The organism is Leifsonia sp. GW821-FHT13C05 (assembly GCF_058806515.1).
Window position 1 is genome coordinate 1 of the sequence record NZ_JBXAPT010000005.1, and the last position, 13,894, is coordinate 13,894.

12 protein-coding genes are annotated in these 13,894 nt (G+C 68.9%); 3 read left to right on the top strand and 9 right to left on the bottom strand.

Going from position 1 to position 13,894, the window contains the following annotated elements:
• Window positions 1-47: 47 nt before the first annotated feature.
• Complete coding sequence (locus AC1ROC_RS13950) at window positions 48-1,259, bottom strand: sugar ABC transporter substrate-binding protein (RefSeq protein WP_168688594.1); 1,212 nt, start codon at window positions 1,257-1,259, stop codon at window positions 48-50.
• Window positions 1,260-1,478: 219 nt separating this feature from the next.
• On the opposite strand from AC1ROC_RS13950, the gene AC1ROC_RS13955 reads away from it, so the two are divergent.
• Window positions 1,479-2,543, top strand: coding sequence for a LacI family DNA-binding transcriptional regulator (locus tag AC1ROC_RS13955; RefSeq protein ID WP_493000852.1), 1,065 nt, complete (start codon window positions 1,479-1,481; stop codon window positions 2,541-2,543).
• An 85-nt stretch (window positions 2,544-2,628) separates the two neighbouring features.
• Window positions 2,629-4,389: a glycoside hydrolase family 13 protein gene (locus AC1ROC_RS13960; protein WP_493001223.1), complete on the top strand. Its 1,761-nt coding sequence runs from the start codon at window positions 2,629-2,631 to the stop codon at window positions 4,387-4,389.
• A 92-nt stretch (window positions 4,390-4,481) separates the two neighbouring features.
• Here the strand turns inward: AC1ROC_RS13960 and AC1ROC_RS13965 are convergent, their stop codons facing one another.
• The 8 genes from AC1ROC_RS13965 to AC1ROC_RS14000 all read right to left on the bottom strand — a co-directional run bounded on the left by AC1ROC_RS13965 (window position 4,482) and on the right by AC1ROC_RS14000 (window position 12,910).
• Complete coding sequence (locus tag AC1ROC_RS13965; protein WP_168688592.1) at window positions 4,482-5,381, bottom strand: M23 family metallopeptidase; 900 nt, start codon at window positions 5,379-5,381, stop codon at window positions 4,482-4,484.
• 141 nt (window positions 5,382-5,522) lie between these two features.
• Window positions 5,523-6,335, bottom strand: coding sequence for an inositol monophosphatase family protein (locus AC1ROC_RS13970; protein WP_085368709.1), 813 nt, complete (start codon window positions 6,333-6,335; stop codon window positions 5,523-5,525).
• Between the two features lie 45 nt (window positions 6,336-6,380).
• On the bottom strand, window positions 6,381-7,757 hold the full coding sequence (locus AC1ROC_RS13975) for an aldehyde dehydrogenase (NADP(+)) (protein WP_493000855.1): 1,377 nt from the start codon (window positions 7,755-7,757) through the stop codon (window positions 6,381-6,383).
• A complete protein-coding gene (locus AC1ROC_RS13980) occupies window positions 7,754-8,578 on the bottom strand; it encodes a fumarylacetoacetate hydrolase family protein (RefSeq protein ID WP_493000857.1) in 825 nt (274 codons plus the stop codon). The genes AC1ROC_RS13975 and AC1ROC_RS13980 overlap by 4 nt, the downstream gene beginning before the upstream one ends.
• Before the next feature lie 46 nt (window positions 8,579-8,624).
• Entirely contained in the window at window positions 8,625-9,812 is a 1,188-nt protein-coding gene (locus AC1ROC_RS13985) for a mandelate racemase/muconate lactonizing enzyme family protein (RefSeq protein WP_493000859.1), read from the bottom strand.
• Window positions 9,813-9,819: 7 nt separating this feature from the next.
• Window positions 9,820-10,650, bottom strand: a complete 831-nt coding sequence (locus AC1ROC_RS13990) for a carbohydrate ABC transporter permease (protein ID WP_085368713.1) — start codon at window positions 10,648-10,650, stop codon at window positions 9,820-9,822.
• Complete coding sequence (locus AC1ROC_RS13995; RefSeq protein WP_493000861.1) at window positions 10,650-11,528, bottom strand: carbohydrate ABC transporter permease; 879 nt, start codon at window positions 11,526-11,528, stop codon at window positions 10,650-10,652. The genes AC1ROC_RS13990 and AC1ROC_RS13995 overlap by 1 nt, the downstream gene beginning before the upstream one ends.
• 110 nt (window positions 11,529-11,638) lie before the next feature.
• Window positions 11,639-12,910, bottom strand: a complete 1,272-nt coding sequence (locus tag AC1ROC_RS14000) for an ABC transporter substrate-binding protein (protein ID WP_493000863.1) — start codon at window positions 12,908-12,910, stop codon at window positions 11,639-11,641.
• Window positions 12,911-13,031: 121 nt separating this feature from the next.
• Between AC1ROC_RS14000 and AC1ROC_RS14005 the strand changes: the two genes are divergently transcribed.
• Window positions 13,032-13,736, top strand: coding sequence for a FadR/GntR family transcriptional regulator (locus AC1ROC_RS14005; RefSeq protein ID WP_179150739.1), 705 nt, complete (start codon window positions 13,032-13,034; stop codon window positions 13,734-13,736).
• Window positions 13,737-13,894: the final 158 nt, after the last annotated feature.

The following is a 13,894-nucleotide window of genomic DNA, read 5'->3' on the forward strand; positions in this document are numbered from 1 at the left end:
TGGTGGCTCCCCGTCCTGTCTGCTGACCGCCCGGGACGCGCATCCGGTTACTGGGCGATCGCCGTCTGGATGTCGGTGGTCATCTTCTGCCAGAGCGCGGCCGGGTCGCCCTTGCCGTCGATGATGGCGGCCTGGGTCACACCCCAGAACTGCCACACCTTGCCCATCGCCGGGATGTTCGGCATCGGCTCTCCGGAGGCGCCGACCTTGCCGAAGCCCTCGATGATGGGGTCGCTGGCCGCCTTGTCGAACGCCGCGGTCAGCGCCGGCGGGCGAGCGCCCACCTTGTAGAGCGCGGTCTGCACCTTCTCGGTGCCGATGTAGTTGGTGAGGAAGTCGTTGGCGGCGAGCTTGTTCTTCGTCTTGGAGCTGACGAAGAAGCCCTGCACGCCCACGAACGGTGCGGAGGGCGCGCTGCCGACCGAGGGGATGGGGTCGACGGCCAGCTTGATGCCCGCCTTCTCCGCGTCTGCGACGTTCCACGGACCGGTGAGGAAGTACGGCGCCTTGCCGGAGTTGAACTTCTCCTTGGCGATGTCGCCGGTCACCGACGTGCTGAGCACCCCGGCCTTGCCCTGCTCGGCGAGCCAGGCGGCGAAAGCATCACCGGATGCTCCACCGATGGTGAGCTTCTTCGGGTCGTAGCTGCCGTCGGCGGCCGTGCCGAAGACGGGGGCGCCGAACGACGCCTGGAACGGGTACAGGTGGTAGGGGTCGGACTGCGGCCCGACCTGCACCACGAAGCCCTTGGAGACCATGTCGGCGTACGACGACGCCGGCTCAGGGGCCAGCGCGGTGTTGCGCAGGATCGCGATGTTCTCGATCGAGTACGGCAGGCCGTACGTCTTGCCCTCGTAGGTCATCGCGCTGACGGCGACCTTCTCGAAGCCGGCGGCCTTGTCGCCGAGCTCGATGGGCTGGACGACGCCGTTGGTGACGAAGTTGCCCGTCCAGTCGTTCGCGCCGATGGTGATGTCCGGGCCCTTGCCGGTGGGGACCTGGGCGACGAACTGGTCCTGGATCTTGGCGAAGTCCTTCTGCACGAGAGTGACCTTCACGCCGGTCTCCTTGGTGAAGGAGGCCGCTGCGTCCTTCATCACCTTGGCCCGGTCTGCGTCGACCCAGACGGTCAACGGGGTCTTGCTCTCAGAGCCGGACGTCGAGGAGGAGCCGGCTCCTCCCGAGCATCCGGCGAGCGCGAGCGCCGCCGTGATGGCGACCGCGCCTGCGGTCAGAAGGGTGCGGGGTTTCACCGTCATTGGTGTGCCTTTCGTTGGAATGCTGCAAGCGTTTTCATTGTTACCCGACTTCTGCGTCGTTTGCAAGCGCAGAGAATACGTGGATGTTACGGGTCTCCCGAGTTTGCGCGAGCGATGCTGCACGCATAGGATCGCTCGATCATGGAAACGCTTGCACGATCCTCGCGCACCCGGTCCCGGGCGCCGCTAGGATCATCAGCGACCGAAGGCGAGGAGAACATGGCGGGCATCGAAGACGTCGCGCGTCTCGCCGGAGTCTCCACCGCGACCGTCTCCCGGGCGCTCAGCGGGAACGCGCACGTCTCGGAGGGAACGCGGGCGCGGGTGGCTGAGGCCGCATCCACGCTGGGCTACGTGGTCTCCTCGTACGCGTCGAGCCTCGCATCCGGTCGCACCAAGAACGTCGGTGCCGTGGTGCCCCACCTCAACCGCTGGTTCTTCTGCTCGGTCATCGAGGGTGCTGAACGCGCGCTGCTGCGCCGCGGATACGACCTCACGCTCTACAACCTGAGCGGCAGCGGCGACGAGCGGCGCACGGTGTTCGAGAACCATCTGCTGCGGCAACGCGTGGATGCGGTCATCGCCGTCTCCCTCGAACTCACCGACGACGAGGTGGGCCGCCTGCTGCGCATCGGCAAGCCGCTCGTCGGCGTCGGAGGGCCGCTGCGCGGGGTGCCGTCGCTCACGATCGACGACGTCGCCGTCGCGGAGCTCGCCACGGCGCACCTGATCGCGCTCGGCCACCGCCGGATCGGCCACATCGGCGGCAGCCACGAGTTCGACCTCGACTTCCACATCCCGACCAACCGGAGGCTCGGCTACGAGCGGGCACTCGCCTCGGCGGGCATCCCGGCCGAGGACGCCCTCTACCGCAAGGCCGACTTCACCATCGCGGGCGGATACGGCGCGGCGAAGCAGCTGCTCGGAGCCCCGCACGACCGGCCGACGGCGATCTTCGCCGCGTCGGACGAGATGGCCATCGGCAGCATCCTCGCGGCCCGCGACCTGGGGCTCACCGTGCCGGGCGACGTTTCGGTGATCGGCATCGACGACCACGACCTGTCCGACTTCTTCGGCCTCAGCACTGTCGCCCAGTTCCCCGACCGCCAGGGCGAGCAGGCGGTGGAGTTGCTGATGCGGTCGCTGCAGCCCTCGGCGCAGCCCCCATCGTCCACAAAGGCGGAGGCGGCTACCATGTCCGTGAGCGCCGACGATGCCGCCACGATTCCGGTCCCATACGAGTTGATCGTCAGAAGCAGCACGGCCGTCCCGCCCGCACACTGAGCGGAACCGCCCTGTCGATCGGCCCGTCCCCAGCGCCGCCATCGCCCGAAACCACCCCATCCCCCTTCCGAGACAGGTGATCGTCATCACGTCCCCAGCATCGTCGCGCGAGCAGCGCACATCCACCCCAGCAGCATCCACGGGCGCCGCACCCGGCACCGCCCTCGCGCCGAGCAGCCCCGGCAGGGAGTGGTGGCGCTCCGCCGTCATCTACCAGGTGTACCCGCGCTCGTTCGCCGACGCGAACGGCGACGGCATGGGCGACCTGCCCGGCATCACGCACCGCCTCCCCGCGCTCCGCAGTCTCGGCGTGGATGCGGTCTGGCTGTCCCCGTTCTTCACCTCGCCGCAGAACGACGGCGGATACGACGTCGCCGACTACTGCGACGTCGACCCGCTGTTCGGCACGCTCGCCGACTTCGACACGATGCTCGAGCGCGCGCACAGCCTCGGACTGCGGGTCATCATCGACATCGTCCCCAACCACAGCTCCAGCGCGCACGCCTGGTTCCAGGCCGCGCTGGCCTCCGCCCCCGGCAGCGAGGAGCGCGCGCGGTACATGTTCCGCGATGGCAAGGGCGAGAACGGCGACCTCCCGCCGAACAACTGGGAGTCGATCTTCGGCGGCCCGGCCTGGACGCGCATCGCCGAGCCGGACGGCACCCCCGGCCAGTGGTACCTGCACCTGTTCGACAAGTCCCAGCCCGACCTCGACTGGGAGAACCCGTGGGTGTGGGAGCAGTTCCGCGGCATCCTGCGCTTCTGGCTCGACCGCGGCGTCGACGGCTTCCGCGTGGATGTGGCGCACGGCATGGTCAAGGAGGCCGGCCTCCCCGACTACACGCCTCCCGCGAACGCCGGCAGCATGGGCGGCGTCGCCCTCGAACCCGAGATCGGCGCTCACGCGTCCAGCGAGCCGCCCACTCCCCCGTACTTCGCTCAGGACGGGGTGCACGCCATCTACCGCGACTGGCACAAGGTCCTCGAGGAGTACGAGGGCGACCGCGTGCTCTGTGGCGAGGCCTGGGTCGAGCCGCTGGAGAAGCTGGCCCGCTGGGTGCGCCCGGACGAGATGCAGCAGACCTTCAACTTCGGCTACCTGGAGACCCCGTGGGACGCGGCGGCGCTCCGCACGGTGATCGACCGCTCGATCTCCGTCTTCGCAAGCGTCGGCGCGCCGAGCACCTGGGTGCTGTCCAACCACGACGTCGTCCGCCACGCCACCCGCCTCGCCCTGGAGGGCGAGAACCTGCAGGGCCACGGCATCGGGCCGAAGTCCACGGGCATCCCGGACACGGCGTTCGCGCTGCGCCGCGCCCGTGCTGCGACCGCGCTGATGCTGGCGCTTCCCGGCTCGGCCTACCTGTACCAGGGCGAGGAGCTCGGCCTTCCCGAGGCGATCGACCTGCCGGACTCCGCACGCCAGGACCCGACGTGGTTCCGCACCAACGGCGAGCGATACGGCCGCGACGGCTGCCGTGTGCCCCTGCCATGGGAGGGCACGGAGCCGTCCTACGGCTTCGGGCCCGGCGCGGCCAGCTGGCTGCCGCAGCCCGCATCCTGGGCGTCGTACACGCGCGACACCCAGGAGGGCGTCGCCGGCTCGACGCTGACGATGTATCAGGATGCCCTCGCGGCGCGCCGCGAGCACGACCTCGCCTTCGGCACGCTCGAGTGGGCCGACCTGGGCGAGGATGTGCTCGCATTCCGTTCCGGGAATGTGTTCGTGGTGGCCAACGTGGGCTCCGCGCCGGTGGCGCTCCCCGACGGCGAGGTGCTCCTCGCGAGCGCCCCGCTCAGCGGCCGCACGCTCCCCCAGGACACCACGGTCTGGTTGCGCGCCTAATTACACGAGATGCCAGTAACTGCGCCGCCTCCCGGGCGTTTCGCGACAGTTGCTGGCATCTCGCCGTTAGCCGCGCCTGCCTGTGGAGGACGCTAGGAGGCGTTGGCGGTGAGCCAGGCGTACGGGTCGACCTGACGGGTGCCGTCGAGCAGGATCTCGAAGTGCAGGTGCGCGCCGGTGGAGACCCCGGTGTTGCCGACGAGGCCGACAGTCTCCGCCACCTTCACCTGCTGACCGACGCTCACGCGCACCGACCCGGACTGCATGTGGCAGTACTTGCTGCTCACCAGCTGACCGCCGATCATGTGGTCGATGGTCACGTTCACGCCGCATCCGCCGTTGTCGCCGGTGACCACCTCGCGCACGACGCCGTCGGCCATGATCTGGATGGGCACCCCGGACCCCGGCGTGAAGTCGATGCCCATGTGGTTCGTGGATGCGCCCTCGGTCGGTGCCGCGCGCGGCCCGAACCAGTCGGAGATCGGCACCCCGAGCGGGAACGGCCACTGCACGGCCCCCGCCGGGTTGTTGGTGAACGTGTCGGCGATGCGCATGGAACGCAGCCCGGCCACCTTCTCGCGCGAACTCACCTGCATGCCGTCGCGGACGATGGATGCGACGCCCTGCTGGGCGGGAGCCGCGAACCCCTGGACCCCGTCCGACGGGGCGGCGGGGGCGACCTGCTGCGCCTGGATGGCCTGGGCGCGCACATCCTCCTCGGTGAGCAGCGCCATGGCAGGGACGGACGTGGCGACGCCGATCGCGACGGCGAAGGTCAGGGCGACGGCGCTGAGGCCCCTGCGGGAGCGGGAGGTGGGTGAGGTGCGCGCAGCGGGCGTCGCGCGCGTCGGCCCCGCCGCCCCACGGCGTCCGGCTTCCAGCATCCGCTCGCGCTCGCGCAACGCGCGCCGGGTGAGCGGAACCGCATCCGGAGTCGCCGACACGTCGACCGGGCGCTGGGGCACCGGGGAGTTCAGGCGGTCGGGAGTCAACGGTATAGTCGGCTTTCGATCTTTCTCAGACGTTCACAGGGGATTACTCTTGCGCGGCGGCAAGACAACCCTCCCAATGTAACGAATGTGTAACCGACTTCCCAAGCCATTCAGCAAAAATGATGCGAACACATGGGTATTTCAGCGCCAGGCCGAGTAGTACTCCTGAACCAGTGGATTGAGCTTCTGGTACAGCGCGGGCGGTGCGGCCACCAGCAACTCCGCTCCGGCCTGCAGGTCCCCGAGCCCGCCGACGACCGCCCCCGCCTCCCGCGCGATGAGCGCCCCCGCCGCATGATCCCACGGGTTCAGGCCGCGCTCGAAGTACGCATCCAGCCGCCCGGACGCCACATTGCAGAGGTCGAGGGATGCGGTGCCGATGCGCCGAACATCCCGCACCTTACCGATCAGTTGCGCGACGAACGCCGCCTGGCGCTCCCTGATCGTGGCGTCGTAGCCGAACCCGGTGCCGACCAGCGCCAGTTCGAGCGGAACATCCCCGTTGACGTGCAGCTCCCTGCCGTTCAGCCGCGCTCCCCCGCCCGCCGCCGCCGTGAACGCCTCGCCGCTGACCGGGTTGACCACAGCGCCCGCGAGGGTGGTCCAGGTCTGCGGGTCCGCGTCGCCCTCGACCACGGCGATGCTCACGGCATAGGCGGGGATGCCGTAGAAGTAGTTGACGGTCCCGTCGATGGGGTCGACAACCCAGGTCAGCCCGCTCGTCCCTTCACCGCCGCCCGACTCCTCCCCGAGGAACCCGTCCCGCGGCCGAGACGCGGCGATCGCCTCCCGCACCAGGTGCTCCACCTCACGGTCGGCACGCGTCACGATGTCGGTCAGCGACGACTTGGATGCGGCGATCTCCACCCCCTCCGACCGCCGCAGGTGGGCGAGGTCGGCAGCGCGACGCGCGACAGTGAGTGCGATATCCCGGAGTTCGGCGTTGGAAGGCATGAGGACAGCCTGACAGACGTGGGGTGCCGGATGGGCACGCCACGATCAGATGGCCGGTCGCACCGGATCCGCGTCGTCGGGGAACCCCTGCAGCGTCACCGGCCGGAGGAACCGGTCGATCGCCGCTGTGCCGACTGACGTGCTCGCCGCCGCCGTACTGGCCGGATACGGCCCTCCGTGCGTCATCGCCGGGGAGACGGCGACGCCGGTCGGCCACCCATTCCAGACCAGCCTGCCGCTGTGGCGGATGGCCTCGGCGACAAGAACGTCCAGCCCGTCGTCGCCGGCCGACTCGGCCTGGAAGGTCGACGTGAGCGTGCCTCCGACCGCGCGCGCGATGGTGGAGAGCTCGCCAGGGTCTCGGTAGCCGACGATAAGCGCGCTCGGGCCGAAACGCTCGGCGCCGAGCTCGTCGATGTCGGCGAGGAACACATCGGCGGTTGTCGCATACAGGCTCGGCTCGACGGCGTCTCCGTCCGCGCCGCCCCTCCGCACCACCCGCACGCCCTGGTGGTCCTCGTAGCGCGGAGCGAGCGATTCGTACCCGTCGCGGATGCGCTCGTTCAGCATCGCCGCCGGAGCGACGTCGCCGAGGGCGGCAGCAGCCGCGGCGGCGAACGCATCAGCGTCCGGCACGAACACCAGACCGGGCTTCGTGCAGAACTGGCCGGCACCCAGAGTGAACGAACCGACGAATCCCTGCGCGATGTCTGCCAGTCGTGCCCGCGCTGCTTCGGCGGTCACGTAGACGGGATTGACCGAGCCGAGCTCGCCGTAGAACGGGATGGGAGCGGGTCGGGCCGCTGCCAGCTCGAAGAGCGCCCGTCCGCCCTCCGTCGACCCCGTGAATCCGACGGCGGCGATCACCGGATGCTGCACGAGCGCGGGCCCCGTCTCCCACCCGTCCACCAGACCGAACACACCCGACGGCAATCCAGCAGCCTCGACAGCAGCCGCGATGTGCGCCGCCGTCGCCATCGACAGTGCAGGGTGCCCCGGATGCGCCTTCACGACCACCGGACACCCGGCGGCGAGCGCGGAAGCCGTGTCCCCACCTGCGACACTGAACGCGAACGGGAAGTTGCTCGCGGCGAACACGGCGACCGGCCCGAGCGCCACCAGATAGCGCCGCAGCTCGGGGAAGCCGTCCGGATGGTCCACCACGACCGGCGCGGGGGCGCCGAGCAGCCGCGCGAAGGAGCGCAGCTGCCCCGTGGTCCTCGCCACCTCGCCGGTGAGCCGGGCGGCGCTCAGGTGGGTCTCCTCCTCGGCCAGCGCGACCAGGGCGGCGCTGTCGGCGTCCAGCCGGTCGGCGATGTCGCTCAGCAGAGCGGCTCGCACGCCGGGGGGCGTCGCCGCGTACGGCGCCGCCGCTGCGGCAGCCGCCTCGCAGGTGCGGTCGAGTTCGTCCGTCGCTGTCATCGTCTCTCCAAATAGGTCCACGCCGCCCGCCCGGTGGCGACAGGATTCGTCGTCGTCCCGACGCCGTCGACCGTCACGGTCACCACGTCGCCCTCGCGCAGGGTGAAGTCGTCGGGCGGCACGATCCCGGTCCCCGTGGACAGCCAGACGCCGTCTGGGAAGTTCTCCGCACGGAAGAGCCACTCCACCAGCTCCTCCGGCGTGCGGGCGAGGTTCGCCGTCGATGTCTCCTCCGCGAACGCGGTGGCGCCATCCCGTTCGATCGACAGCCGGACGGCGAGGTCCCTCGCGTCGACCTCCCACGCCGGACGGATCGTCGCCGCCACGGCGCACGCGCCGGCGAACACCTTGGCCTGCGGCAGGTAGAGCGGGTTCTCGCCCTCCAGAGAGCGCGAGCTCATGTCGTTGCAGACGCCGTATCCGACGATCTCGCCGAATCGGTTCGCGATGACCGCCAGCTCCGGCTCAGGAACGTCCCACGTCGAGTCCCCGCGGATCGCCACCGGCTCACCGTCGACCACGACCCGCCAGGCCGCCGACTTGAAGAACAGCTCTGGACGTTCCGCCTCGTACACCCTGTCGTAGATGTCCGGGTCGGAGGACTCCTCCATGCGCGCGGTGCGCGACCGGTGGTAGGTCACCCCGCTCGCCCAGACCTCGGTGCGCCCGTCGATCGGCGCGCACCGTTCGAGGTCCGCTCGCGAGCCGTCGTGGTCCGTTGCGTCATCGACCAACCGGCGGATCTCCTCCACCGGGCGGCTGAGCAGGTCGGCGAACGACGAGACGGCGACCGTCGCGACCACCCCGTCCCGTTCCGTCATGACACGACCGTCCGCCGCTCGAAACAGCTGCATGGTGTTCCCTTCGTCAGACCGCCGGAACGCGGTCGAGGTTGAAATAGCTGCGTGCATCCGCCGGCCGGATGTCGGCGACGGCGTCGTCGAAGATCCTCATGGGATGCGGCGAGTACGGATGCTCGGCGATGGCATCCAGATTCAGGTCGATGCCGAATCCCGGCCGGTCGGAGATCAGGATGTCGCCCTCCGGAGTGAGCTGCACGGCCTCGTTCGAGATGTCGCTGCGCCACGGGACGTCGACCGCCATGATCTCCAGGTAGCGGAAGTTGGGCATGGCCGCCCCGAGTTGGAGCGTGGCAGCAGTGCTGAGCGGTCCGGACGGGTTGTGCGGGGCGAACGGCACGTAGTGCGCGGCGGCGAGCGTCGAGATGAAGCTGAGCTCGAGCAGGCCTCCCGCGTGGGTGACGTCGGGCTGGATGAAGTCCACCGCACCCCTCTGCAGCACGGGCAGGAAGGCGTTGCGGCCGAACCAGCGCTCGCCCGCCGCGATCGGCACGGGCGACTTCGACCGGATCTCGACCAGGGCGTCGATGCTGTCCGGCGGGCTCGGCTCCTCGAAGAACACCGGCTGGAACTGCTCCAGCTCCCTGGCGACCCGGATGGCCGTCGGCACGTCGAACCGCCCGTGGCCCTCGATGAACAACTCGACGTCGTCGCCGACGGCAGTGCGCACGGCGGCGACCGGCTCGAGCATCCGCTCCAGGTCCAGCCGCCCGACCGTGAGGTCCACCGCCTCGAACGGGTCCCACTTCAGCCCCCGGAAGCCCTGGGCGACCGTGGCCACCGCCGCAGCAGCGAACTCGTCCGGAGTGCGTGCGCTGGAGAACCAGCCGTTGGCGTAGGCGCGCACCCTGTCTCTGGTCTGGCCGCCGAGCATCCGGTGCACCGGCACGCCGAGAGCGCGGGCGGAGACGTCCCAGAGTGCGAGCTCGATCGCGCTGAGCGCGGTCATCGAGACCGGGCCGCCGCGCCAGTAGGAGTCGCGGTTGAGCTCGTACACGATCTGCTGGATGCGCGTCGGGTCCCTCCCGATCAGGCGGTCGGCGAGCTGCCGCACAGCGCCGACGACGGCGAGCTCCTGGCCCTCCAGGGTCGCCTCGGAGACGCCGGTGATCCCTTCGTCGGTGTGCAGCAGCACGAGCACCAGATTGGTGCGGTAGAAATCGACGAGGACGGTGTCGATCGCGGTGATTCTCATCGGGCGGTCATCCCTTCACGGCGCCGGCGGTCATACCGCTGACGACGTAGCGTTGTGCGAACAGATAGAAGGCCACGGCGGGCAGCGTGAACAGGAGCGCGACCGCCATGATGCTCTGGATCGAGGTGTCCTGCTCGCCGATGAACCCCGCGACGCCGACGGACGCGGGCTGAAGACCCTTGTCGAAGACGAAGGTCACGGCGAAGACGTACTCGTTCCACGCGCTGAAGAACGCGATGACGGCGGCGGCGGCGATCGCGGGTGCGATCAGCGGCAGGATGATGCGGAACAGGATGGTCGGCGGTCGGCCGCCATCCACCCGCACCGCCTCGTCGAGTTCCCGCGGAACCCCGTCGATGGCGCCCTTCAGGATGAGCGCGACCACCGGAAGCGCGAAGGCGGTGTCGGCGAGGATCAGGCCGTGCAGGGAGTTCAGCAGCTCGAACCGCCGGAAGATGGAGAACAGCGGCACCACCAGCAGCGCCTCCGGCAGCATCTGGGTGAAGAGCAGCAGCAGCCCGATCAGGACCTTCCCTCGGAAGCCGAACCGCGAGAGTGCGTATCCGAGCGGAATGCCGAGGCCGATCGCGAGCACGGTCGTGCCTGCGGCGACGATCAGGCTGTTGAGGAGCCAGCCGAGCACCTCGCCGTTCTCGAGGACGTCGGCGAACACCCCGAGCCTCGACAGGTCGGGCAGCAGGTTCGTGCCGGAACCGAACAGCTCGCTGTCCGGCGTCAGCGCGGTGACGAACATCCAGTAGATGGGGAAGATCGCCAGACCGAGCACGATCAGCACGGCGAGCATCCTGGCGGTGACGCCGAATCGCGTGGTGCGCATCATGACTCCTTTCCTGCCGCGCGCACGACCAGCCGGCCGCCGACGATGACGATGAGCGCGATCACGATGCCGACCATGCCGATGGCGGCGGCGGTGCCGAGCTGCTTGGACTCGAACGCCTGTGAGTAGAGGTCGATCACCAGGGTGCGGGTGGACCCGAGCGGGCCTCCCCTGGTCATCAGCCAGATGAGCTCGAACCGGCGCAGCGACCAGATCGTCATCAGAACCACGAGCAGGCCGATGGTCGGCTTGAGCACCTGCCAGGTGACGACGCGGAACACGGTCCAGCGCCCTGCTCCATCGACGGATGCGGCCTCCACGAGTTCCTGCGGCACGGACTGCATCGCGGACAGCAGCACAACGGCGACGAACGGGACGAGCTGCCAGATCGTCGTGATCAGGATCGCCGTGAGCGCCATCTGCGAGTTGTCGAGCACGCCGCTCGGTCCAGGATCGATCCCGATGGCGCGCAGCAGCTTGGTGAGGATGCCGTACTGGGGGTTGAGCATCCACGTGGCGATCAGCGCGACGGCGATGCCGGGCGCCGCCCACGGGACGGTCACGAGCGAGCGGGCGACGGCGCGACCGGGGAACCGTCCGTTGAGGAGCAGCGCCACGAGCAGGCCGAGACCCACGGCGCCGACGACGCACGCGATCACGTAGATCGCGGTGGTCAGCAGAGTCTGACGGAAGTCGGGGTCGGCGAACACCGACAGATAGTTCGCGAGCCCCACCCACACGCTCGCGGTGGGATTGAGCAGCGTCGTCCTGGTGAAGCTCAGCCAGACCTCCTGGCCGAGCGGGACCAGCTGGAAGAGCAGGATGTACGCGGCGGCGGGCGCCAGGAAGATGTACGGGGTCCACGGGCTGCCGACCACGCGCCTGCGACGGCGGCGGCTCGGCGACGCGGAGGATGGGGGCGGTGCCGTGGGGTGCGGCGCGGCCCCGGGGACCGCGCGCCCACGCGCGGTCCCAGAGGTCGTGCCACTCATTTGCCGACCAGCTCCTCCGCCTGCTTCTGGGCGTCGCGCATCGCGGTCTTCATGTCCTTCTCACCCTTGAGCGCGGTGAGCACCTGCGTGACGATGATGTGTCGCAGGTCCGGAGTCTGAGCGCCGAACCCGACGACGATCTGCGGAACACCGGTGTCGGTCAGGCTGTCGAGCACCGGCAGGAACGGGTACTTCTCGAGGCTCGCCGCACTTCGTTCGGTGGGCGTGGCGACGCTGCTCGCGCCGAGGACCTCCTGCAGCTTGACCTGCTGGGCCGGCTTCAGGAGCCAGTGGATGAAGTCCAGGGCGGCATCCTTGTGCTTGCTGTTCGCGTTGACCACGATCGGGGCGATGAGGGCGCCCTGCTTCTTCACCGGGAACGGGATGGGGGCAACGGAGAAGTTGAGGTCGGGGTTCGCCGCCGTCGTCGCGGTGACGTACCCGCCGTTGTTGAGCTCTATGCCCACCTTGCCGTTGGCGAACATCTTGCGGAACGTCGCGGCGTCAGCGCCCTTCGGGATCACGTTGTCGTCGTAGAGCTTCTGGTACGCCTCGAGACCTTCGACCACCTTCGGCGAGTCGATCGTGAGCTTCTTGCCGTCCGACCAGTTGCCGCCGAACCCGAGCACGTAGTTGAAGATGTCCTGCCAGACACCGGCCTCCTCGGCCTGGGTCTGCCGGAAGGCGAGCCCGTACGTGTCGCCGGCCGTCAGCTTCTTGGCCGTCTGCACGAACTCGTCGAACGTCTTCGGTGCCTCGGGGATGAGGTCGGCGTTGTAGAACATCGCGTAGTTCGCGTCCTCGAACACGACGCCATAGCGGTGATCGTCCACCGTCAGGTACTTGTCCGGCGCCGCGATGAGGTCCAGCTTCTTCGCGTCGATCTGGTCGTCCAGGGGTTCGAGCAGCTGCGATCCCGCTGCCGCCTCGAACTCGGGCATGTCGAAGCGCACCAGGTCGGGGCCTTCGCCGCCGCCCATCTGGGTGAGCACCGTCTGCCCGAAGGTGGGATACGGAACGGAGGCCGGCTTGATGGTGACGATATCTTGGCTGGAGTTGTACTCGTCGAGCAGTTTCTGCAGCCCTGGACCGCGTCCGGGGTCGCCGAGTGTCGATGCCGCGAAGGTGATCGTCGCCGGGCTCGGCTTCCCGGAGGAGCCAGACGGCTCTCCCGAGGAGGACGAGCATCCCGCGAGAGCGAGGGCGCTCGCGCTGATGCCGGCGACCAGGGCGATCATCCGTGCGCTGCGTCGTGAACGTGCGTGCATGGTCTACTCCTTCGTAAACGGTGCGATTGGCGGGTTGGTGTGCAATTAGTAATAATACTAACAATAGGTCTAAACGCAAATAAGCCTCAGAACGCAGTCAGGGGCGGATAGGGTCGCACTCATGGCTGATCTGCACGCCCAACTCGTCGAGAAGCTCGGGTTGAGAATCGTCCGTGGCGACTACCCACCCGGGACGCGCATCGATCTCGATGCACTGGAGCCCGAACTCGGCGTGAGCAAGACGGCCATCCGGGAGGCATTGCGGGTGATCAGGGAGAAGGGGCTCATCGACTCCTGGCCGCGGCGCGGCACCATCGTCAACAATCGCGACTCCTGGAAGCTGCTCGACGGCGACGTCATCATGTGGAGGCGCGCCGCCCGCCGTGACGACGACCGGCTGCTCTCCGAGCTGTCACAGCTGCGCGACGTGATCGAACCGGCAGCAGCGCGCCTGGCCGCCGAGTACAGGGACGACGACGACATCGCCGCGCTCCGCACCTCGTTCGCCGAGTTCGAGGCGGCCGGCCACGATGTGGAACGTCTGGCAGCCGCCGACCTGGACTTCCACCTCCGCCTGCTGCGCTCCACCCACAACGAACTCCTGATGCGGCTCGACACGGTGGTCGTCCACGCTCTGGATGCCCGCAACCGCATCCAGCACCATCCGGGAGCAGGATGGCTCGACCCCGTGCCGGACCACCGTCGCGTGCTCGAAGCTGTCGAGGCGGGCGACACCGTCGGCGCCGAGGCCGCGATGCGTCACGCGATCCGCGAGTCGGACGAAGACCTCCGCAGCGGAGAGCCGCCGTTCGAGACCCCGGCCTGATCCGTTTGACGAGAAAAGCCCCGGTCACCCAGACCGGGGCTTTCAAGCGATGTGGCGAGTGAGGGATTCGAACCCCCGAAGGCTACGCCGGCTGATTTACAGTCAGTGGCCAGGGTCCAACCAGTGCGGTCTACTTTGGTCGCGTTAAGAATTCCCGC

What these genes read in the sequence shown, in the direction of transcription:
- AC1ROC_RS13955 (WP_493000852.1), top strand. Translation starts at nt 1,479, where the DNA reads ATGGCGGGCATCGAAGACGTCGCGCGTCTCGCCGGAGTCTCCACCGCG.
- AC1ROC_RS13990 (WP_085368713.1), bottom strand. Translation starts at nt 10,650, where the DNA reads ATGCGCACCACGCGATTCGGCGTCACCGCCAGGATGCTCGCCGTGCTG.
- AC1ROC_RS14000 (WP_493000863.1), bottom strand. Translation starts at nt 12,910, where the DNA reads ATGCACGCACGTTCACGACGCAGCGCACGGATGATCGCCCTGGTCGCC.
- AC1ROC_RS14005 (WP_179150739.1), top strand. Translation starts at nt 13,032, where the DNA reads ATGGCTGATCTGCACGCCCAACTCGTCGAGAAGCTCGGGTTGAGAATC.
- AC1ROC_RS13970 (WP_085368709.1), bottom strand. Translation starts at nt 6,335, where the DNA reads ATGCCTTCCAACGCCGAACTCCGGGATATCGCACTCACTGTCGCGCGT.
- AC1ROC_RS13985 (WP_493000859.1), bottom strand. Translation starts at nt 9,812, where the DNA reads ATGAGAATCACCGCGATCGACACCGTCCTCGTCGATTTCTACCGCACC.
- AC1ROC_RS13980 (WP_493000857.1), bottom strand. Translation starts at nt 8,578, where the DNA reads ATGACGGAACGGGACGGGGTGGTCGCGACGGTCGCCGTCTCGTCGTTC.
- AC1ROC_RS13950 (WP_168688594.1), bottom strand. Translation starts at nt 1,259, where the DNA reads ATGACGGTGAAACCCCGCACCCTTCTGACCGCAGGCGCGGTCGCCATC.
- AC1ROC_RS13975 (WP_493000855.1), bottom strand. Translation starts at nt 7,757, where the DNA reads ATGACAGCGACGGACGAACTCGACCGCACCTGCGAGGCGGCTGCCGCA.